The organism is Kitasatospora sp. P5_F3 (assembly GCF_054049135.1).
Genome location: NZ_JBFUMY010000025.1, coordinates 64,987 through 85,117 on the forward strand (window position 1 = coordinate 64,987; position 20,131 = coordinate 85,117).

Annotated in this window: 20 protein-coding genes and 5 tRNA genes; 7 read left to right on the top strand and 18 right to left on the bottom strand. The window is 70.9% G+C overall.

Annotated elements, in window-relative coordinates; all coding sequences use genetic code 11:
* Positions 1 to 3: 3 nt before the first annotated feature.
* On the bottom strand, positions 4 to 1,029 hold the full coding sequence (locus ACXJMZ_RS17150; RefSeq protein ID WP_457030905.1) for a 6-phosphofructokinase: 1,026 nt from the start codon (positions 1,027 to 1,029) through the stop codon (positions 4 to 6).
* Between the two features lie 179 nt (positions 1,030 to 1,208).
* The gene (locus tag ACXJMZ_RS17155; RefSeq protein WP_457030906.1) at positions 1,209 to 2,177 is read right to left on the bottom strand and encodes a thiamine-phosphate kinase; all 969 of its coding nucleotides are present in this window, start codon (positions 2,175 to 2,177) and stop codon (positions 1,209 to 1,211) included.
* Positions 2,178 to 2,335: 158 nt separating this feature from the next.
* Here ACXJMZ_RS17155 and ACXJMZ_RS17160 point away from each other — a divergent pair, with 158 nt between their 5' ends.
* Both ACXJMZ_RS17160 and ACXJMZ_RS17165 read left to right on the top strand, forming a co-directional pair.
* A complete protein-coding gene (locus ACXJMZ_RS17160; protein ID WP_057232247.1) occupies positions 2,336 to 2,569 on the top strand; it encodes an Lrp/AsnC family transcriptional regulator in 234 nt (77 codons plus the stop codon).
* 20 nt (positions 2,570 to 2,589) lie between these two features.
* Positions 2,590 to 3,087 (top strand): DUF3515 domain-containing protein, encoded by a 498-nt coding sequence (locus tag ACXJMZ_RS17165; RefSeq protein ID WP_457030907.1) that lies wholly within the window; start codon positions 2,590 to 2,592, stop codon positions 3,085 to 3,087.
* A 170-nt stretch (positions 3,088 to 3,257) separates the two neighbouring features.
* Here ACXJMZ_RS17165 and ACXJMZ_RS17170 read toward each other — a convergent pair whose 3' ends face one another.
* Genes ACXJMZ_RS17170 through ACXJMZ_RS17180 form a run of 3 tightly spaced genes read right to left on the bottom strand, consistent with a single transcriptional unit; the run spans position 3,258 to position 6,273 of the window.
* The gene (locus tag ACXJMZ_RS17170) at positions 3,258 to 4,397 is read right to left on the bottom strand and encodes a D-alanine--D-alanine ligase family protein (protein WP_457030908.1); all 1,140 of its coding nucleotides are present in this window, start codon (positions 4,395 to 4,397) and stop codon (positions 3,258 to 3,260) included.
* A gap of 59 nt (positions 4,398 to 4,456) precedes the next feature.
* On the bottom strand, positions 4,457 to 5,458 hold the full coding sequence (locus ACXJMZ_RS17175; protein WP_457030909.1) for an NAD(P)H-dependent glycerol-3-phosphate dehydrogenase: 1,002 nt from the start codon (positions 5,456 to 5,458) through the stop codon (positions 4,457 to 4,459).
* Positions 5,455 to 6,273, bottom strand: coding sequence for a lysophospholipid acyltransferase family protein (locus ACXJMZ_RS17180; protein WP_457030910.1), 819 nt, complete (start codon positions 6,271 to 6,273; stop codon positions 5,455 to 5,457). The genes ACXJMZ_RS17175 and ACXJMZ_RS17180 overlap by 4 nt, the downstream gene beginning before the upstream one ends.
* A gap of 76 nt (positions 6,274 to 6,349) precedes the next feature.
* Between ACXJMZ_RS17180 and cofC the strand changes: the two genes are divergently transcribed.
* Together cofC and ACXJMZ_RS17190 are read left to right on the top strand one after the other, a co-directional pair.
* Positions 6,350 to 7,045: a 2-phospho-L-lactate guanylyltransferase gene (cofC, locus tag ACXJMZ_RS17185; RefSeq protein WP_457030911.1), complete on the top strand. Its 696-nt coding sequence runs from the start codon at positions 6,350 to 6,352 to the stop codon at positions 7,043 to 7,045.
* 192 nt (positions 7,046 to 7,237) lie between these two features.
* On the top strand, positions 7,238 to 7,465 hold the full coding sequence (locus ACXJMZ_RS17190) for a hypothetical protein (RefSeq protein ID WP_457030912.1): 228 nt from the start codon (positions 7,238 to 7,240) through the stop codon (positions 7,463 to 7,465).
* A 9-nt stretch (positions 7,466 to 7,474) separates the two neighbouring features.
* Here the strand turns inward: ACXJMZ_RS17190 and ACXJMZ_RS17195 are convergent, their stop codons facing one another.
* Both ACXJMZ_RS17195 and ACXJMZ_RS17200 read right to left on the bottom strand, forming a co-directional pair.
* Positions 7,475 to 7,738, bottom strand: coding sequence for a hypothetical protein (locus ACXJMZ_RS17195; protein WP_457030913.1), 264 nt, complete (start codon positions 7,736 to 7,738; stop codon positions 7,475 to 7,477).
* On the bottom strand, positions 7,735 to 7,965 hold the full coding sequence (locus ACXJMZ_RS17200) for a hypothetical protein (RefSeq protein WP_457030914.1): 231 nt from the start codon (positions 7,963 to 7,965) through the stop codon (positions 7,735 to 7,737). Before ACXJMZ_RS17200 ends, ACXJMZ_RS17195 begins: the two co-directional genes overlap by 4 nt.
* A 164-nt stretch (positions 7,966 to 8,129) precedes the next feature.
* Here ACXJMZ_RS17200 and ACXJMZ_RS17205 point away from each other — a divergent pair, with 164 nt between their 5' ends.
* Positions 8,130 to 8,888 carry a GntR family transcriptional regulator gene (locus tag ACXJMZ_RS17205; RefSeq protein WP_457030915.1) on the top strand — a complete coding sequence of 253 codons (759 nt, stop codon included), beginning with the start codon at positions 8,130 to 8,132 and terminating at the stop codon, positions 8,886 to 8,888.
* On the opposite strand, the gene ACXJMZ_RS17210 is transcribed toward ACXJMZ_RS17205, so the two are convergent.
* From ACXJMZ_RS17210 to leuC, 4 genes are all read right to left on the bottom strand, one after another.
* On the bottom strand, positions 8,876 to 9,598 hold the full coding sequence (locus ACXJMZ_RS17210; RefSeq protein WP_457030916.1) for an HU family DNA-binding protein: 723 nt from the start codon (positions 9,596 to 9,598) through the stop codon (positions 8,876 to 8,878). The two genes, ACXJMZ_RS17205 and ACXJMZ_RS17210, sit on opposite strands and share 13 nt — an antisense overlap.
* Positions 9,599 to 9,732: 134 nt before the next feature.
* On the bottom strand, positions 9,733 to 10,014 hold the full coding sequence (locus ACXJMZ_RS17215; protein WP_457030917.1) for an SCO5555 family protein: 282 nt from the start codon (positions 10,012 to 10,014) through the stop codon (positions 9,733 to 9,735).
* Between the two features lie 134 nt (positions 10,015 to 10,148).
* Positions 10,149 to 10,745, bottom strand: a complete 597-nt coding sequence (leuD, locus tag ACXJMZ_RS17220; protein WP_457030918.1) for a 3-isopropylmalate dehydratase small subunit — start codon at positions 10,743 to 10,745, stop codon at positions 10,149 to 10,151.
* A gap of 6 nt (positions 10,746 to 10,751) precedes the next feature.
* A complete protein-coding gene (leuC, locus tag ACXJMZ_RS17225) occupies positions 10,752 to 12,173 on the bottom strand; it encodes a 3-isopropylmalate dehydratase large subunit (RefSeq protein WP_457030919.1) in 1,422 nt (473 codons plus the stop codon).
* A 232-nt stretch (positions 12,174 to 12,405) separates the two neighbouring features.
* Here leuC and ndgR point away from each other — a divergent pair, with 232 nt between their 5' ends.
* Positions 12,406 to 13,119 (top strand): IclR family transcriptional regulator NdgR, encoded by a 714-nt coding sequence (ndgR, locus tag ACXJMZ_RS17230; protein ID WP_057232382.1) that lies wholly within the window; start codon positions 12,406 to 12,408, stop codon positions 13,117 to 13,119.
* 106 nt (positions 13,120 to 13,225) lie between these two features.
* Here the strand turns inward: ndgR and ACXJMZ_RS17235 are convergent.
* The 7 genes from ACXJMZ_RS17235 to ACXJMZ_RS17265 form a co-directional block, all read right to left on the bottom strand.
* Positions 13,226 to 13,300, bottom strand: a tRNA-Gln gene (locus tag ACXJMZ_RS17235).
* Between the two features lie 48 nt (positions 13,301 to 13,348).
* Positions 13,349 to 13,424: transfer RNA gene (locus tag ACXJMZ_RS17240), tRNA-Glu, on the bottom strand.
* Positions 13,425 to 13,495: 71 nt separating this feature from the next.
* Positions 13,496 to 13,571 (bottom strand) — tRNA-Glu (locus ACXJMZ_RS17245).
* Between the two features lie 19 nt (positions 13,572 to 13,590).
* A tRNA-Glu gene (locus ACXJMZ_RS17250) sits at positions 13,591 to 13,663 on the bottom strand.
* 19 nt (positions 13,664 to 13,682) lie between these two features.
* Positions 13,683 to 13,754, bottom strand: a tRNA-Gln gene (locus ACXJMZ_RS17255).
* Positions 13,755 to 13,961: 207 nt separating this feature from the next.
* Positions 13,962 to 15,470, bottom strand: coding sequence for a glutamate--tRNA ligase (gltX, locus tag ACXJMZ_RS17260; protein ID WP_457030920.1), 1,509 nt, complete (start codon positions 15,468 to 15,470; stop codon positions 13,962 to 13,964).
* Positions 15,463 to 16,263, bottom strand: coding sequence for a fumarylacetoacetate hydrolase family protein (locus ACXJMZ_RS17265; RefSeq protein ID WP_457030921.1), 801 nt, complete (start codon positions 16,261 to 16,263; stop codon positions 15,463 to 15,465). The genes gltX and ACXJMZ_RS17265 overlap by 8 nt, the downstream gene beginning before the upstream one ends.
* A gap of 775 nt (positions 16,264 to 17,038) precedes the next feature.
* Between ACXJMZ_RS17265 and ACXJMZ_RS17270 the strand changes: the two genes are divergently transcribed.
* The coding region (locus tag ACXJMZ_RS17270) for a sensor histidine kinase (RefSeq protein ID WP_457030922.1) at positions 17,039 to 20,131 on the top strand (3,093 nt) is incomplete at its 3' end.

Here is a 20,131-nt window from a genome sequence, read left to right on the forward strand (position 1 = left end):
CCGTCAGAGGACGGCTTCGGACTCTGCCCAGCGGTCCTGCGGCACGGTCTTCAGCCGGGTGACCGCCTCGGCGACCGGGGCCAGCACGATCTCGGTCCCGCGCAGCGCGGTGAAGTGCCCGAACGCCCCCTTGTGCACAGCCTCCACGGCGTGCCAGCCGAACCGGGTGGCCAGCACCCGGTCCCGCGCGGTGGGGGTGCCGCCGCGCTGGGTGTGCCCGAGGATCACCGGCCTGGACTCCTTGCCGAGCAGGTCCTCCAGCTCGTGCGCGAGCTTGGTGCCGATCCCGCCGAAGGTCTGGTGACCGTACTGGTCGACCGCGCCGTGGTCGAAGCGGAGCGTGCCCGGCATCGGCTTCGCACCCTCGGCGACCGCGATGATGGCGAACTTCTTGCCGCGCTGGAAGCGCTCCTCGATCATCCGGGCCACCGCCTCGATGTCGAACGGCTTCTCCGGGATCAGGATGCCGTGCGCGCCGCCGGCCATCCCGGCGGTGAGCGTGATCCAGCCGGTGTGACGGCCCATCAGCTCGACCACCATCACCCGCTGGTGCGACTCGGCGGTGGTCTTCAGCCGGTCGATCGCCTCGGTGGCCACGTGCACGGCGGTGTCGAAGCCGAAGGTCACGTCGGTGGCGTCGATGTCGTTGTCGATGGTCTTCGGTACGCCGACCACCGGCAGCCCGGCGTCGCTGAACATCTTGGCGGCGGTCAGCGTGCCCTCGCCGCCGATCGCGATCAGCGCGTCGATGCCGATGTTCTTCGCCAGCCGGTCGGCGTTCTCCACCGCCCAGTCGATCCGCTCCCGCTGCACCCGGGCCGAGCCGAGGATGGTCCCGCCGAGGGTGAGCAGACCGGTCACGTCGTCGTGCGAGACCGGCCGGGCACGGCCTTCGATCAGGCCGAGGAAGCCGTCCTCGATGCCGACGATCTCGTCGCCGTGCACGTCGGTGCCGCGGTGTACCACCGAGCGGATCACCGCGTTGAGGCCGGGGCAGTCTCCGCCGCTGGTCAGGACGCCGATTCTCATGGGGGCGTGCTCTCCCGCTCCTGGGGCAGCGCAGGCCCCCGAGTTGATGGATTCTCGTACGAACCGGACACCCCGGACAGACCGGACATGCCGACAGCGCTCAGGCTACCCGCCCGACCTTGCGTCAGCTCAAATCCTGCGCCTCGAAGCCGCTACTCCGCAGCGAAGTGTCAATCTCGCTACTCCGCAGCGAAGTGGTCCCAGCCGCCGGCCCGGTCCCACGGAGCGCCGTCCACGGTGACCTGTCCACCCCGGGCCGCGCTCGCCGTGCGCACCACCTCGCCGACCACACGCCATCGGGCGGGCAGCTGGACGGTGCTCGGGAAGGTGGCCACGATCGCGTGGTCCTCCCCACCGGACAGCACCCATACAAGCGGATCGACCCCGACCGCCTGGCCGATGTCCGCCATCTGGGCAGGCACGTCGAAGTCGGCCGCCCGCAGGTCGATGTCCACCCCGCTGGCCTTGGCGACATGGCCGAGGTCGGCCACCAGACCGTCGCTGACGTCGATCATCGCGGTGGCGCCGAGGTCGGAGGCGGCCGGGCCCGCGTGATACGGCGGCTCCGGACGGCGGTGCGCCTCGACGAAGGCCCGCGGCGAGCGGAAGCCCCGGGACAGCACGGTCAGCCCGGCGGCCGACCAGCCCAGCCAGCCGGTCACCGCGACCACGTCGCCGAGCTGGGCGCCGGAGCGCTTCACCGGGGCCCGGCCCTGCAGGTCGCCGAGCGCGGTGATCGCCAGCGTGATGGTCTCCCCGCGCACCACGTCGCCGCCGACCACGGTCGCCCCGGCCACCTGGCACTCGTCCCGCAGGCCGTCCATCAGCTCGGTGGCCCAGGTGGTCGGCAGGTCGGCGGGGGTGACCAGGCCGAGCAGGATCGCGGTCGGCACCGCGCCCATCGCAGCGATGTCGGCCAGGTTCTGCGCGGCGCACTTACGGCCGACGTCGTACGCGGTGGACCAGTCCCGGCGGAAGTGCCGGCCCTCGATCAGCACGTCGGTGGTGGCCACCACCCGGCCGTCGGGCGTCTTCACCACGGCCGCGTCGTCGCCCGGCCCGAGCTCCACGGCCGGGGTGAGCGGCAGCCGGGCGGTGAGCTCCCTGATGAGTCCGAACTCGCCGAGCTCGCCCACGGTCCCCTGCATCTGCCGTCCTCTCTCACTGACCTGACTCCAGGCCGCTCCTGCGCGCCCCCGCGCGCAGCGTACGCCCTCGGGCCGTACCGAGGTCTCCCGTACCTGGCCCACCGGGCGGTAGCGTGGTGATCAGACTGCCGATCAGCCCACCCCGCTGGAGGTCCCCCGTGGTACAGGCATACATCCTGATCCAGACCGAGGTGGGCAAGGCCACCGCGGTGGCCCAGTCGATCGCGAAGATCGACGGAGTGCTCACCGCCGAGGACGTCACCGGGCCGTACGACGTGATCGTGCGCGCCGAGGCCGAGACCATCGACGACCTCGGCCGCCTGGTGGTCGCCCAGGTCCAGCAGGTCGAGGGCATCACCCGGACACTGACCTGCCCGGTGGTCCGGCTGTAAGGGCTGGCTACCATCGCGGGATGAGCCGTCTGCGCAGCCTGCCTGCGACCGTTCGTTGGGGTGTCCCGCCCGCCGTCCTGCTGACCTGTGCCGGTCTGCTGGGCTGGAGCTGGAGCCTGCCCGCCGACGTCACTCCCCCCACGCCCCGGGCCGCCGAGGCGGGCTTCTGCGAGGCGCTCGACAAGGCGTTGCCCGGGACCGTACTCGGTCACGACCGTGACGACCCGTCACCCGCCTCGGCATACACCGCTGCCTGGGGCAGCTCGCCCCGGACGGTGCTGAAGTGCGGGCTGGCCCGGCCCGGCTACCTGGACGACGACCCGCTGGCCGCCGCCCCGGAGGTCAACGACGTCCAGTGGGGCATGACCCAGGATCCGGACGGCGGCTACCGCTTCGTCACCACGCTGCGGAAGGCGTACGTCGAGGTCACCGTGCCCAAGGGCGCCTACCCCAACTACCTGGACCCGCTCAGCTCGTTGACGGACGCCATCAAGGCGACTGTTCCGGACGGCTTGTAGGTGCACTACCCAGGGGATCGGGGAACAGCGACGAGATCTGGCGTGCGGGTCACTGCGAAAGTGCCTGACCGTTTACGCCCGGATCACCCTTTTACGAGGTCGGCGTCGCAGTTCCCCGAGCCCCTGACCGTAGATGCCTCAGCACCTGCCAAAAAGCTCGGCGGATGCCTTTACCGGAGGCCGGTGGAGCGGTTGAGGGCTGCGGTGAGCAGCCGGTCGATCAGCTCCGAGTAGGGCAGGCCGGTGGCCTCCCACATCTTGGGGTAGGCCGAGATGGGGGTGAAGCCGGGCATGGTGTTGATCTCGTTGACGATCCAGCTGCCGTCCGGCAGCAGGAAGAAGTCGACCCGGGCCAGGCCCTCGCAGCCGAGCGCGTCGAAGGCCAGCACCGCCTGCCGGCGGATCTCGGCCGTCTCACTCTCCGTCAGCCGGGCCGGGATCTGCACCTCGGAGGAGTCGATGTACTTCGCCTCGAAGTCGTAGAACTCGTAGTCCCCGTCGACCAGCACCTCGGCCGGCAGGCTGGCCCGCGGGCCGTCCTCGAACTCCAGCACGCCGCACTCGATCTCGCGGCCCTCGACGCCCAGTTCGACGATCACCTTGGGGTCGTGCCGACGGGCCTCGGCCATCGCGGCGTCCAGGTCGGCCAGGTTCTTGACCTTCGTGATGCCCATGCTGGAGCCGGCCCGGCAGGGCTTCACGAAGAGCGGCAGGCCGAGCGCGGCGATCCGCTCCCGGGCGGCGGCGCGGCCGGTCTCGGTCTCCCACTCGCGCGGGCGCACCACGGTGTAGGTGCCGACGCCGATGCCGTGCGACTCCAGGATCCGCTTGGTGAACTCCTTGTCCATGCCGGCCGCGCTGGCCAGCACGCCGGAGCCGACGTACGGGACGCCGGAGAGCTCCAGCAGGCCCTGGATGGTGCCGTCCTCGCCCCACGGGCCGTGCAGCAGCGGCAGCACCACGTCCACCTCGCCGAGCACCTTGGGCGCGGCGCCGGGCTCGCTCCAGACCACCTCGCGGCTGACCGGGCTGCCGGGCAGCGCGACCTGGCCCTCGGTGGACTCGGAGACGCCGTCGACGTCCGGGAGCTTCCCGTCCGTGATGGCCATCCGGGACGGTTCGTCGCCGACCAGGGCCCAGCGGCCCTCATGGGTGATGCCGATCGGCAGCACCTCGTACTTGCTCCGGTCGATCGCCCTGAGCACACTGCCGGCCGTGACGACCGAGATGCCGTGCTCGGAGCTGCGGCCGCCGAAGACGATCGCAACGCGCGGCTTGGCCGCGTTGGGGGAGGTCTTTTCGATGCTCATATCGTGTTCGAGACTACCGTGCGGGCGTTTCGGTGAAAGTAACCCGCGCTGTGGTGAGTTCAGTGACGTTCGGGCTTGGCCGACCTGGCCATCAGTCCGGCCAGCGCTTCCTGGGTCGGCCGGCCGTGGTGCACCACGTCCACCACGGCCGCCACGATCGGCATGTCGACCCCGTGCCGGCGGGCCAGGTCGAGCACCGACTCGCAGGACTTGACGCCCTCGGCGGTCTGCTTGGTGGCGGCGATGGTCTCCTCGAGAGACATGCCGCGGCCGAGGTTGGTGCCGAAGGTGTGGTTGCGGGAGAGCGGCGAGGAGCAGGTCGCCACCAGGTCGCCCATCCCGGCCAGCCCGGCGAAGGTGTGCGGGTCGGCGCCCAGGGTCAGCCCGAGCCGGGTGATCTCGGCCAGCCCACGGGTCATCAGGGTGGCCTTGGTGTTGTCGCCCAGGCCCATCCCGTCGGCCATCCCGACCGCCAGGCCGATCACGTTCTTCACCGCGCCGCCGAGCTCGCAGCCGACCACGTCGGTGTTGGTGTACGGGCGGAAGTAGGGCGTGTGACAGGCCCGCTGGAGCCGCTTGGCGACCAGCTCGTCCGTGCAGGCGACCACGCTGGCAGCGGGCTGCTTGTTGGCGATCTCCCGGGCCAGGTTGGGGCCGCTGACCACGGCGACCCGCTCGGGGCCGACCTTGGCGACCTCCTGGATCACCTCGGACATCCGCTTGGCGGTGCCGAGTTCGATGCCCTTCATGAGCGAGACCAGCACCGTGTCGGGGCCGAGCAGCGGCGCCCAGGCGGCGAGGTTCTGACGGAGCGTCTGGGACGGCACGGCGAGCACCGCGAACTCCGCCCCGGCCAGCGCCTCGGCGGGGTCGGTGGTGGCCCGGACGGTCTCGGCCAGCCGGGTGTCCGGCAGGTAGTCCGGGTTGGCGTGGGTCGCGTTGATCGCGTCCACCAGCTCCTGGCGGCGGCCCCAGAGGCTCACCTCGCAGCCGGCGTCGGCCAGGATCATCGCGAACGCGGTCCCCCAGGACCCGGTCCCGAACACGGCGCAGCGGGTCACTTGGTGCTCTCTTCGTCGTTCCGGCGGCCCGCGGCGCGGTCCTTCTTGGCGGCGTGGTCGTCGGCCCGTTGCTGGGCCGCCTTCCGCATGTCGTAGCGCTCGGCCGGCGGCTGTTCGCCGCGGATCCCCGCGAGCACCTCGGTGATCGCGGTCATGATGTCCTCGGTGGCGTCCCGCAGCACCTCGGCGGTCAGCTCCCGGCCCTGGTACCTGGTCAGGTCCACCGGCGGCCCGGCCGCCACGGTCACCTTGTGCCGGGGGAAGAGGTTCAACTTGCCCTTCCCGCCCCGGCCGTACGGCGGGATGATCTCGTGCGCGCCCCAGTGCGCGACCGGGATGACCGGCGCGCCGGTCATCAGCGCGACCCGGGCCGCGCCGCTCTTGCCGGCCATCGGCCAGACGTCCGGGTCCCGGGTGAGGGTGCCCTCGGGGTAGAACTGCACGCACTGGCCCTGCTCGACGGCGGCGATCGCGGCCCGGAACGCCTTGGACGCGTCGGTGGAGTCGCGGAACACCGGGATCTGGCCGGTCTTCCTCAGCATGAAGCCGATGAACGGCACCGAGAACACCCCGGCCTTGCCGAGCATTCGGGGCGGCCGGCCGCTGTTGTACTGCCAGTGCGCGTAGATCAGCGGATCGATCAGCGAGTTGTGGTTCACCACCACCAGGAAGCCGCCCCGCTCGGGCAACTGCTCCCACCCGTGCCAGTCCGGCTTCACCAGCGCGGTGGTCACCGGCTTCACCAGCGCGGCCGCGAAGCGGTACCAGATCCCGTAGTCGGCGTTGCCGAACCTGGCGTACGAGCGGCGAGCCACTCCTGCTCCTCTTCCTAGGGCTGCGGCATGTGGGCCGCCTGGTCAGGGGTCTGCCACCGGCGTAAGAATGGCGCCGATGACCCAGGACACCGTACGCCTCGCAGTGCCGCCCGTGCCCACGCCCCACCCCGAGTGGTCGTTGGTGTTGCCGGTGAAGCCGCTCGCCGTGGCGAAGAGCCGGCTGGAGCCGTACGCCGGTGCGCGCAGGCCCGCGCTGGCCCTGGCGTTCGCGCTGGACACGGTGGCGGCCGCGCTGGCGTGTCCGCTGGTGGCCCGGGTGCTGGTGGTCACCCAGGACGCGCTTGCCGGGGCTCAGTTGGCCCGGCTGGGGGCGCTGGTGGTGGCGGACGAGCCCGGCGGCGGGCTCAATCCGGCGCTGACGTACGGTGCCGAGCTGGCCCGGCGGCTGGCTCCTGACGCCCCGTTGGCGGTGCTCTCGGCCGACCTGCCCGCCCTGCGCAGCGCCGAGCTGGGCCGGGTGCTGGCCGCCGCCGCGGCGCACGGCGGACGGTCCTTCCTGGCCGACTCCCCCGGGCTCGGCACCACCGTGCTGGCCTGTCCGCCGGGCCACCCACTGGCTCCCCGGTTCGGCGACGGCTCGCGGGCCCGGCACGCGGCCGGCGGCGCCGCCGAGCTGAGCCCGGGTGACGTGCCGTCGGTGCGCCGGGACGTGGACACCGGGGCGGACCTCCTGGAGGCGCTGGCGCTCGGCGTCGGGCCGCACACCGCCGCCGTCGCCTCCGCGCGCGGACTGAGCCCGGTCTGCTCCTGACGCGGGGGGGGCGGGTCGTTCGGATCGCGCCGGATCAGCGGGCGGCGTCGGGGTGCGTGCCTCGGCGGTGCCGAGGAGGGAGTCCATGCGGAGCATCGGCGACCGACGAGAAGTCGGCGAGGTGCGTGCCCCGGCGTCGGCCGCCCGGCGCGATCCGAACGACGCGCCCTGGCCCGTCGCTATGCTGCTGCCATGCAGGCCACCTCGTACACTTTCGACCCCGCCACCCACACCGGCTCGGTCCTTCTGGACGACGGCACCCCCGTCCCGTTCGACGCCGCGGCCTTCGACGCGGGCGGCCTGCGGCTGCTCCGCCCGGGCCAGCGGCTGCGGATCCGCACCGAGGGCAGCGGCGAGGCCCGCCGGGTGGTCTTCCTGACCCTGCAGACCTTCCCCGACCCGGCGGACCGGGCGAGCTGACGCCCGGCCTCAGGCCAGGGTCAGCTGGATCGCGTGGGACCGGCCGCCGATCGCGAAACTGAGCGTCAACTCGCCGTCGCGGTCGAGGAATTCCGTGACCCGTTCGACCGCTCCCGCACCGAGGAAGAAGCGGTAGGCCTCGTACTGGGTCCAGCCCAGCGGCAGCACCCGCAGGGCCTGCCAGAGGGCGGCCAGCGCGTCCGGCAGGTGCTGAAAGGTCGCGGGCGGGGCGATGTCCTCGATGGAGACGGTGTAGCCCCCGGTGGTACTCACAGCGTCGGCTCCTGCTCGTGGTCACGGTCGAAGTCGGCCCAGACCCGCTGGGCCGTGTCGGTCCGGTCATGGCCGAAGCGGTCCGCCCCGGCCAGCAGATCCAGCACCGCGAGCTGGGCGTCGGCGCTCAGCCCTTCCGGCAGCACCAGGTACAGCCGCCAGCCGCCGTCCAGCCCGATGCGGACCCTGGGCCGCCCTCCGGTGGCCCTGGCCAGGCGGTTCGCCACGTCAAACACCCTGGTGGTTCGCACGCAACGACTCTCCCCGCGAGCAGCTGGTTACGGAACGTGAATCTAAGTAATTAGATTCCACCTGATGCATTAGATTGTCAACGCTGAATCACCCGCCCTGCCGAACTCGGCCGGGTCGTGCCTGCCGCCGGGAGAGCCAGATGTCACCTGCTGAGCGCCAGTACCAGCGCATCGCCGCCGATCTGCGCCTCCGCATCGGCCGGGGCGAGTGGCAGACCGGCGAGGTCCTGCCGTCCCGCGCCAAGTTGGCGATCGAGTACGACGTCGACGCGAACGTGCTCCAGCGCGCCCAGCAGCTGCTGATCACCGAGGGCCTGCTGGAGGGGCGCACCGGCTCCGGCACCTACGTCCGCCGCCCCGTGCTGCGCCGCGCGATGGTCCGCTCCAGGATCGGCACCCCGGCGTCCTTCCGGGCCGATCTGGGCGAGATCGACGGCACCGGCAGCTGGGAGTCCACCACCGAGACCAACAGTCCGGCCCCGCCGGAGGTGGCCGCCCGGCTGGGCCTCGACCCCGGGGCGCCTACGGTGCACACCGTCTACGAGTTCCTGATCGACAGTCAGCCCGTCCTGCTGGCCAACAGCTGGGAGCCGCTGGCGCTGACCGAGGGCTCGCCGGTGATCTGCCCCGAGTACGGCCCACTGGCCGGCCAGGGCGTGGTGCGGCGGATGGCGGCGATCGGAGTGCAGGTGGAGCGTGCGGTGGAGCGGACCCGCCCCTCCCGCGCCACCGCGCAGCAGGCCAACCTGCTCGGCGTCTCGGCCGGCGACCTGGTGACGCTGATCGAGCGCACCTACTACGACCGTGAGGGCCGGGCGGTGGAGACCGCCGAACTGGTCGTACCGGATTCGCGCTGGGATATCAGCTACGAACTCCCGATCGGACGTCAGGAGTCATAACGGAAAAGAGCCCGGGGGGGGGGGGGGGGGGGGGGGGGGGGGGGGGTCTTCGCGGGAGCGGTCTTCTTCGCCACCGCCGTCGCCTTCTTGGCGGGAGCGGCCTTCTTGGCCGCCGCGGTGGTCTTGGCCGGGGTGGCCTTCTTGACCGCGGTGGTCTTCTTCGCGGCCGCGGTCTTGCTGGCCACGGCAGCCTTCTTGACCGCCGTCGCCTTCTTGGCGGGGGTGGCCTTCTTGGCCGCCGCGGTGGTCTTCGCCGCAGTGGCCTTGACCGCCGTGGCCTTCTTGGCCGCGGTGCGCTTGGCCGGAGTCGCAGCGGCGGCCGTGGCAGCGCGCTTGGTGGCGGCGCGCTTGACGGCAGCGGTGGTGCCGCTCTTGCCCGGGGTCAGCGAGCCCTTGGGGGCCTTCTTGACCGAGGGGCCCTCCTTCGGCAGCTTCTTGCTGCCGCTGACCAGGTCCTTGAAGCCCTGGCCGGGACGGAACCGCGGCACGGCGGTCTTCTTGACCTTGACCTTCTCGCCGGTCTGCGGGTTGCGGGCGAACCGCGCGGAGCGGTCGACCTTCTCGAAGGTGCCGAAGCCGGTGACCGACACCCGGTCACCGGCCACAACGGCACGCACCATGGTGTCGAGCACTGCGTCGACGGCCTCTGCGGCAGCCTTGCGACCGCCCAGCTGCTCGGCCACCGCTTCGACAAGCTGAGCCTTGTTCAACGTCTTCCCCTTCGGAAACGGGCGCCGGATGATTCCATCCGTTCATTTCGCACGTTAGGTATGTATCTGCGGACTTTCAATTACCAAACGCGCGAATCACCCTAGTGTCGCAATGGATTTGCGCGTCCGGGACCTCACCCGAGAGGCAGGTGCCCCTCGTCGAGGTCTTGCACAAAGCGCGCCAACCGCCTTGCCGCCCCCGGAAGATCGCGCTTGGCGGTCTCCGTGACGATCAACAGTTGGCGGGTGAGAGCGGTCTTTGCCTCGGTTGACACGTTCAGCGCATGAACGCGGGCGTGTGCCTGCTTCAACCGCTCGGCCACCAGCGCGAAGAGCGCGGTGACTTCCGGGTCGACCATCCCCTCCGAGGACGCTGGTTCGCAGTCCCCGTACGGAGGTTCATGGTGCCGGTGCATGCAACGATTGTGCCATCTGTACGGAGTTGCGCTGCCCGGGGGTTTATCCGGGGCTCAACTCGGGCCCGGAACAGACCGATGGCCCACCCCTCGGGAGGGGTGGGCCATCCGGCGGACCGTCAGGAATCAGGGGCTCAGAGCACCGGCAGCGTACGCGGCTTGAAGCTGGGCCTGGTGGCCTCGAACTCGGCGATGTCGCCTTCGTTCCGGAGCGTGATGCTGATGTCGTCCAGGCCGTTGAGCAGGCGCCAGCGGACGTTGTCGTCCAACTCGAAAGAGGCGGTCACGCCGGGGGCGCGAACCTCCCTGGTCTCCAGGTCAACGGTGATCTCGACGGTCGGATCGGCCTCGGTCAGCGCCCAGAGCTGATCCACCGTCTCCTGCGGCAGCAGCACGGTGAGCAGACCGTTCTTCAGCGAGTTACCGCGGAAGATGTCGGCGAATCGGGACGAGATGACGGCCTGGAAACCGTAGTTCTGAAGTGCCCAGACCGCATGTTCGCGCGAGGAACCGGTACCGAACTCGGGGCCGGCCACCAGCACCGAGGCGCCCTGCCGCTCGGGCTGGTTGAGGATGAACTCGGAATCCTTGCGCCAGGCCTCGAACAGCCCGTCCTCGAATCCGCTGCGGGTGACCTTCTTCAGCCAGTGCGCCGGGATGATCTGGTCGGTGTCGACATTGCTGCGGCGCAGCGGAACGGCCCGGCCGGTGTGCGTGGTGAACTTCTCCATGGCTGCTCAGACCTCCACAGCGACGTCGGACGACAGATCGGCGGGCGCGGCCAGCCGGCCCAGCAGGGCGGTGGCGGCGGCGACCTGAGGGGACACCAGGTGGGTACGGCCGCCCTTGCCCTGCCGCCCCTCGAAGTTGCGGTTCGAGGTCGAGGCGCAACGCTCGCCCGGGGCCAGCTGGTCCGGGTTCATGCCCAGGCACATCGAGCAGCCCGCGTGCCGCCATTCGGCGCCGGCGGCGGTGAAGACCTTGTCCAGGCCCTCCTCGATCGCCTGCAGGGCGACCCGGACCGAGCCGGGGACGACCAGCATCCGGACGCCCTCGGCGATGGTGCGGCCCTCGACGACGGCCGCGGCGGCCCGCAGGTCCTCGATCCGGCCGTTGGTGCAGGAGCCGACGAAGACCGCGTCGACCTTGACCTCGCGCAGCGGCGTACCGGCCTCCAGGCCCATGTACTTGAGCGCGTTCTCGGCCGCGACCCGCTCCGAGGGGTCGGCGAACGAGGCCGGGTCCGGCACGTTGGCGCCGAGCGGTGCGCCCTGGCCCGGGTTGGTGCCCCAGGTGACGAACGGGGTCAGCTCGGTGGCGTCGATGACCACCTCGGCGTCGAAGACCGCGTCCTCGTCGGTGGCCAGCGTGCTCCAGTACTCCACCGCCGCGTCCCAGTCGGCGCCCTGCGGGGCGTGCGGGCGGCCCTCCAGGTAGTCGAAGGTGGTCCGGTCCGGGGCGATCATGCCGGCCCGGGCGCCCGCCTCGATCGACATGTTGCAGATCGTCATCCGGGCCTCCATGGAGAGGCTGCGGATCGCCGAACCGCGGTACTCCAGGACGTAGCCCTGGCCGCCGCCGGTGCCGATCCTGGTGATGATGGCCAGGATCAGGTCCTTGGCGGTGACGCCCTCGGGCAGCTCGCCCTCGACCGTGATCGCCATCGTCTTGAACGGGGCCAGCGGCAGCGTCTGGGTGGCCAGCACGTGCTCGACCTGGCTGGTGCCGATGCCGAACGCCAGTGCCCCGAAAGCGCCGTGGGTGGAGGTGTGCGAGTCGCCGCAGACCACCGTGGTGCCGGGCTGGGTCAGACCGAGCTGCGGGCCGACCACGTGCACGACGCCCTGCTCGACGTCGCCGAGCGAGTGGATCCGGACCCCGAACTCGGCGGCGTTGGCGCGCAGCGTCTCCAGCTGGACCCGGGAGACCGGGTCCGCGATCGGCTTGTCGATGTCCAGCGTCGGGGTGTTGTGGTCCTCGGTCGCGATCGTCAGATCGGTCCGGCGGACCTTCCGGCCGGCCAGCCGGAGACCGTCGAAGGCCTGCGGGCTGGTCACCTCGTGCAGCAGGTGCAGATCGATGTAGAGCAGGTCGGGCTCGCCCTCGGCGCGCCGGACGACGTGGTCGTCCCAGACCTTCTCTGCGAGTGTCCGTCCCATCGCTTTCCCTCCAGCCGGCCGCTCTGCCGGCCTTCTCGTGTGATCGAGGTCGTATGTCCCGCCGGCCTGGTGAGGCTCTTGTCCGGACGACCTGCACGCCGGATCGTGTCCAGCATGCGGACGTTGGATGATGGTCCGAAGCTGGGTGTCTCCCGGGCTGCTCCACCAAGAGTGGCGCTTTTCCCGGAGAATTGAACTTGCGTCTCGCGGAATGAGACTGCAGTATCAGGGCATGGACAACTCTAGCGGCGTCGGCGTTCTCGACAAGGCCGCTCTGGTGCTCAGCGCACTGGAGTCGGGCCCCGCCACGTTGGCGGGGCTGGTCGCCGCCACCGGCTTGGCGCGGCCCACCGCCCACCGACTCGCCGTCGCACTCGAACACCACCGCCTGGTCACCAGGGACATGCAGGGCCGGTTCATCCTCGGCCCCCGACTCTCCGAACTCTCCGCCGCAGCAGGCGAGGACCGCCTGCTCGCCACCGCCGGGCCGGTGCTCACGCACCTGCGCGACGTCACCGGCGAGAGCGCCCAGCTCTACCGTCGGCAGGGCGAGATGCGGATCTGCGTGGCCGCCGCCGAGCGGCTCTCCGGTCTGCGCGACACCGTACCGGTCGGCTCCACACTGCCGATGAAGGCGGGCTCCGCCGCCCAGGTCCTGCTGGCCTGGGAGGAGCCCGAGCGGCTGCACCGCGGCCTCCAGGGCGCGCGCTTCACCGCGACCGCGCTGAGCGGCGTACGGCGGCGCGGCTGGGCCCAGTCGATCGGCGAGCGCGAGCCGGGCGTGGCGTCCGTCTCCGCGCCCGTCCGCGGCCCCTCCAACCGCGTGGTGGCCGCCGTCTCGGTCTCCGGACCGATCGAGCGCCTGACCCGCCACCCCGGCCGGATGCACGCCCAGGCCATCATCGAGTCCGCCAACCGCCTCACCGAGGCCCTGCGCCGCGGCTAGAACCGTCCGGAAACGACGAACGGCCCCCGCCGAGGCGGGGGCCGTTCCTTTTCCCGTACGCGGGGCAGAAAAGCAAAAAAGCCCCGGATCTCCGGGGCTGTCCTACTGGCTGGGGTACCAGGACTCGAACCTAGACTAAATGAACCAGAATCACTCGTGCTGCCAATTACACCATACCCCAACAAAGCATCGGGCCAGTGGACTGCGAAGCCCACCGGCCGTTCTGCTCTGGTACCCCCGACCGGATTCGAACCGGCGCTACTGCCGTGAGAGGGCAGCGTGCTAGGCCGCTACACAACGGGGGCAAACTTGGTGATCCCATGCTTCGTCAGGACCGGGGTTGCGAACTCGTCCGGTGGTGACAGTGGAAAGGATCTGGTACCCCCGACCGGATTCGAACCGGCGCTACTGCCGTGAGAGGGCAGCGTGCTAGGCCGCTACACAACGGGGGCTTGATCTCTATTTGTTGCGTACCCCCGACCGGATTCGAACCGGCGCTACTGCCGTGAGAGGGCAGCGTGCTAGGCCGCTACACAACGGGGGCTTGTACTTCACTTACTGCGCTGGGGTACCAGGACTCGAACCTAGACTAAATGAACCAGAATCACTCGTGCTGCCAATTACACCATACCCCACCAGAGTTCAACCCCTGACGGGGTTTTGCTCGGCGTTGCGACCGCTGGTCTGTCCCTGACGAGGTTTCTGGTCCCTCGCCCTGTCCCTCCCGGGCGGCGCAGAAAGAACATTACCCGACACCCGGCCCCGCTCCAAAATCCATAACCGCAGGCAGGCCCCCGGGGGGCTGCGTCGCTGGTCAACGCAGCCCCTCGGGGCAGGCAGGATCAGGCCTGCGGAGTGAGCTCCAGCGCCGCCGTCAGCCGGCGCAGCGTCTCGGCGCGGCCGAGCAGCTCCATCGACTCGAAGAGCGGCGGGGAGACCCGGCGGCCGGTGACGGCCACCCGGAGCGGGGTGAAGGCGAACTTGGGCTTGATGCCCAGGCCGTCCACCAGCGCCTCGCGCAGCGCCGCCTGGATCGGCTCCGGGGTGAAGTCGGCCAGCTCGGTCAGCGCCTGGATGCTGGCGGCCAGCACCGGGCGGGCGTCCGCGGTGAGCACCTTCGCGGCGTCCTCCGGGTCGACCGTGAAGTCGGCCGGGTCGACGAAGAGGAAGCCCGCCATGTTGACGATCTCGCTCAGCACGACCATCCGCTCCTGGGTGAGCGGCGCCACCTTGGCCAGCAGGTCGAGCTGTTCGGCGGTCGGCTCGGCCGGCAGCAGGCCGGGGGCCTGCAGGTACGGCACCAGGCGGCGGACGAACTCCGCCGGGTCGAGCAGGCGCAGGTGGTCGCCGTTGATCGACTCGCACTTCTTGAGGTCGAAGCGGGCCGGGTTGGCGTTCACCTTGGCGATGTCGAAGGCCGCGACGAACTCCTCCATGGAGAACCGGTCCTGGTCCTCGGAGAGCGACCAGCCCAGCAGCGCCAGGTAGTTGAGCAGGCCCTCGGGCAGGAAGCCGCGCTCGCGGTACAGGTTGAGGCTGGCCTGCGGGTCGCGCTTGGAGAGCTTCTTGTTGCCCTCGCCCATCACGTACGGCAGGTGGCCGAAGCGCGGGGTGGAGCCGTCGCCGACGCCGATCTCGGCCAGCGCGGCGTAGAGGGCGATCTGACGGGGCGTCGAGGAGAGCAGGTCCTCACCGCGGAGCACGTGGGTGATGCCCATCAGGGCGTCGTCCACCGGGTTGACCAGGGTGTAGAGCGGCGCGCCGTTGGCCCGGACGATGCCGTAGTCCGGCACGTTCTCCGGCTCGAAGCTGAGCTTCCCGCGGACCAGGTCGTCGAAGACGATGGTCGAGTCGGGCATCTTGAACCGCAGGATCGGCTGACGCCCCTCCTGCCGGTAGACCTCGACCTGATCGGCGGTCAGCTCGCGGCAGTGGCCGTCGTAGCCGGAGGCCTTGCCGGCCGCGCGGGCCGCCTCGCGGCGGGCGTCCAGCTCCTCGGTCGAGCAGTAGCAGCGGTAGGCGTGACCGCCCTCCTCCAGCCTGCGGGCGACGTCGGCGTAGATGTCCATCCGCTGCGACTGCCGGTACGGCTCGTGCGGGCCGCCGACCTCGGGGCCCTCGTCCCAGTCGAAGCCGAGCCAGCGCATCGCTTCCAGCAGCTGGTGGTACGAGTCCTCGGAGTCCCGGGCCGCGTCGGTGTCCTCGATCCGGAAGACCAGCTTGCCGCCGTGGTGGCGGGCGAAGGCCCAGTTGAAGAGGGCGGTCCTGACCAGGCCCACGTGCGGGTTGCCGGTCGGGGAGGGACAGAAACGGACCCGGACGGTCGGGTCCAGGTCAGCGGTGTTAGCCACGCTTGATCACCCTATTGGTGAGAGTGCCGATGCCTTCGATGGAGACGGCGACCTCGTCGCCGACGTTGATGGGGCCGACCCCGGCCGGGGTGCCGGTGAGGATGACGTCACCGGGCAGCAGGGTCATGGCCTCCGAGATGTGCACGATCAGCTCGGCGATCGAACGGACCATCAGGGAGGTCCGGCCGGTCTGCTTGAGCTCACCGTTGACGGTGCAGGTGATCGCCAGGTCGCTCGGGTCCAGCTCGGTCTCGATCCACGGACCGAGCGGGCAGGAGGTGTCGAAGCCCTTGGCACGGGCCCACTGGCCCTCGCGCTGCTGGACGTCGCGGGCGGTCACGTCGTTCGCGCAGGTGTAGCCGAAGATGATCTCGGGGACCCGCTCCAGCGGGACCTCGCGGCCCATCCGGCCGATCACCACGGCGAGTTCGGCCTCGTGCTGGACGTCCGAGGAGAACGGCGGGTACGCGATCGCCTCGGTCGGGCCGATCACGGCGGTGGACGGCTTGAAGAAGGTCAGCGGGACGTCCGGGACCTCGTTGCCGAGCTCCTTGGCGTGCGCCGCGTAGTTGCGGCCGACCGCGACCACCTTGTTCGGCAGGATCGGCGACAGCAGGCGGATGTCCTGCATCCGGTAGCTCTCGCCGCTGAGCTGCATCGAGACGATCGGGTGGCCGGCCAGGCCGTGCACCACCAGAGACTCGGGCTGGGCGGGGTCACCCTCCACCACGCCGAAGGAGACGCTGCCGGCGGCAGGGCTCCCTTCCCGGACAGAGAACCTGGCAATTCGCACGGTGGGGAGCCTCTCGGTCTGTCGGGCGCCGGCCTTACCGGGCCCTGCTCGAACGGTCCCCAGGCTATCGCGAGAGGGGCGCCGACCCGGCTGTCTGCCGCACGCCGGGCAGCTGGCCGAAGTCCTCGATCGAGGCCAGCGACGTCCGGCGCGGATTCGCGGTCGAGCCGCTCGCGAGCGTGGACGTGGTGGCCTGGTTCGCCGGCTGGGACATTGCGTCACACCTTCGGGTTCGGGGTCGCTCGCAGGAGTCGGCGACGGTGATTCTGGGCAGGCTGTCGCCTGGGCAACGCGCCCTAGGGTAGACGGTCCGGAAGTCCGATATCCGGAGCTCTTTCCACAGGCGTCCTGATCCCGGCTACATTTCCGGCTGTGATTTTGCTCACAAATTGACGAACAATGCCGTCATGTCGGGCATTTCGCACAGACGAGGCATTGCGACAATTCCGATATCTCGGACATTCAGGCACGTCTGCGACTCCGGGTGATCTACGGTCCAGTTGGCATGTATCAGGCGAGTGTCCGAAAAGGGTGGTATTCCGGGCCGGTTGTCGCACACTCCGTGAGACGGTGCGCGCAGTGGGTAGCCCAGGACACCGACAGGTAACGCCCCTTGTTGGACTTCTCCCGCTGTGCTGGAATGCGACGGAAAAACTCGACACCGCCCCATCCGCGCAAGCGGGGAGGGGCGCCCGGTCCAGAGGTTGCGACGCCAGTGCAGGGACGTTTCAAGAGGGGCAGCGGCGCCGCGGGAGACCCGGAGTCGCGTGAGCCCGTGGCAGGCCCCCACCAGGCAACGCCGCTCACCGGCCCCGGTGAGCAGATAGTCGGCGGCGGCGAGCCAGAGCCGCAGGACGGCCCGGAGGGCGCGGAGCATTCCGACCGCGGCCGCTCCCGGCTGCGCAACACGCTGACCAGGCGCCGGGCCACCGGTCTGCGCCGGTTCGCGATGCGCAACTGGCGAATCCGTACCCGCCTGATCGCCCTGCTGCTGCTCCCCGTGGTGGTCGCGCTGGTCCTGGGCGGCCTCCGGGTCGAGTCCTCGCTGCAGAACTCCAAGCAGCTCTCGCAGATGGCCAACCTCGCCGACCTGGCGAAGAAGGCCACCGCGCTGGCGAGCGCCCTGCAGACCGAGCGCGACATCAGCGCGGGCCCGCTCACCAACGGCGGCCCCGAGCGGGCGAAGGACGATGACATCGTCACCGCCCGGAAGAACTCGGACGCGCTGAGCAAGGCCTTCGCGACCAGCTCCGACAACTTCGACGAGCTCGACCTGGCCGGTGGCAAGGCCCTGCTGCTGCAGGTCCGCCGCGACCTGAACCAGCTCTCCGAGGCCCGCAGCAACGCCTACCGGGACCCGGACAACATCCAGGCGACGATCACCAACTACGACGTGATCATCAAGAACCTGCTGTCCATCACGCAGGACATCGCGATCGCGTCGAACTCGACCGAGCTGGTCAAGATCACCCGTGCGCTGCAGCAGTTCTCGCTGGCCAAGGAGAACACCTCCATGCAGCGCGCGCTGATCAGCGCCGCACTGGCCTTCCCCGGCCCCGAGGGACCGCACCTCAACTCCTCCGACGAGTCCTTCGGCATCCGGCTGCAGATCTCCGAGGGCAACGCGCTCACCAACTTCACCGCGATCTACGGTGACGGCGAGGCCCAGGCGCTCAACGCCGGGATGGCCCGCAACCAGCAGATCGCCGACTCGGACCGCTACACCAAGCGGGTGCTGAGCGCGAACGGCATCAAGCAGACCGAGCCGCTCTCGTACAAGCTCTGGTACGACCAGGCCAGCGTGAAGATCAACGCCCAGCAGAAGAGCGAGACCAAGCTGCTCGAGGCGCTGGACGGCAAGGCCGGCGAGCTCCAGGACGAGGCCGACACCGAGGCCCTGGTCAACGGTGCGCTGATCGCCCTGGTGCTGATCGTCGCCATCGCCGGCGCCGCCCTGGTGGCCCGTGGCATGGTGCGCTCGCTGACCCGGCTGCAGGTCGCGGCCGAGGATGTCGCCGAGCGCCGCCTGCCCGAGCTGGTCAAGACCCTCTCCGAGAGCGACCCGCACGACGTCGACGTCACCGTCGAACCGGTCGGTGTCGACTCGGCGGACGAGATCGGCCACGTGGCGCACGCCTTCGACATGGTGCACAAGCAGGCGGTCTCGCTGGCCGCCGAGCAGGCGCTGCTCCGAGGCAACATCAACGCGATGTTCACCAACCTCTCGCGCCGCAGCCAGGGCCTGATCCAGCGTCAGCTCTCGCTGATCTCCGAGCTGGAGAGCCGCGAGGCCGACCCGGACCAGCTGGCCAACCTGTTCAAGCTCGACCACCTCGCGACCCGTATGCGCCGTAACGGTGAGAACCTGCTCGTCCTCGCGGGCGAGGACCCGGGCCGCCGCTGGACCCGCCCCGTCCCGCTGGTCGACGTGCTCCGCGCCGCCGCCTCCGAGGTGGAGCAGTACGAGCGCATCGAACTCGCCTCGGTCCCGTCGGCCGAGGTCGCCGGACGCGTCGTCAACGACCTCGTCCACCTGCTCGCCGAGCTGCTGGAGAACGCCACCTCGTTCTCCAGCCCGCAGACCCGGGTCCGGGTCACCGGCCACGCGCTGCCGGACGGCCGGGTGCTGGTCGAGATCCACGACACCGGCATCGGCCTCTCCCCCGACGACCTGGCCGACATCAACGAGCGTCTTGCCAACCCGCCCGTGGTGGACGTCTCGGTCTCCCGCCGGATGGGCCTGTTCGTGGTCGGCCGGCTGTCGCTGCGACACGGCATCCGGATCCAGCTCCGCCCGAGCGACTCCGGCGGCACCACCGCGCTGGTCATGCTCCCGCTCGACGTCACCACTTCGGGTGACCGGCGCGGCCCCGGCCGCCCCGGCTCCGCCCAGGGCAAGCAGCAGCGCGGCGTCGGCCCGACGCCGCGTCAGCAGAACCGTCCGAACGTCGCCGAGGCGCTGGCCGGCCGTGGCGCGGCCGCGCTCGGCCAGGGTGGCCCCGGCGCCGCTCCGGCCGGTCGCCCGCAGCTTCAGGGTGGCCGCCCCGGCGGTCCTGGCGGCGCTCCTGCCGCACCCGGTACCGGCAGTCTGTTCGGCGCTCCCGCCGGTGCACTGCCGACCCGCGAGTCCGCCCAGCCGATGCGCGAGGGCGACGGGCAGCCGCCGCGTCGCGTCCCCGGCGCCTCCGGTGCGCCCGGCCTGCAGGGCCTGACCGGCCCCGGGGCCGGCCAGCAGCGCCGTACTCCGCAGGAGCAGGGCTTCGGCCAGGGTCAGGGCCGTCCCGGCCCCGGCCAGCAGCGTCGGCAGCCGGTCGGCGAGCCCACCGGGAACGCCGCCGACACCGCCTGGGCCGACCAGCCGCAGCACGGCCGGGCCACCTCGCCCGACCCCGCCCGGCGTCGTCCGCAGGAGCCGGCCCAGCGTCAGCCGTTCGGGCCGGGCGCCCCGCAGGCTCCCGCCCAGCAGCAGGTCCAGGCCCCGCAGCAGCAGGCTCCGGCCCCGCTGGAGTCCGGCACGCCGGACGGCACCGTGCAGTTCGCCCGGCCCCGGTTCGAGGCCAGCGAGATCGACCCGCGTGACCCGCTCGGGCTCGGGCTGGTCGAGCCGGTGCTGCCCACCGTGCCCACCCCGGCACCGCAGCAGCACGCCCCGCAGCCGCTGCCCCAGCCGGTCCAGCAGCAGCCGATGGCGCTGCCGACCGGGCCCGGCACGGAGGACACTCAGCAGTGGACGCGTCCGCAGGACGCACAGGCGGGCCGGCCTCGGCAGGCTCCGCAGCAGGGCCAGGGCCAGCGCCCGCAGCCCCAGGGCCCGCAGGGTCAGGGCGGCGGCCAGCCGCTGCCCGGCCGGGCCCGGACCGCGGACGGC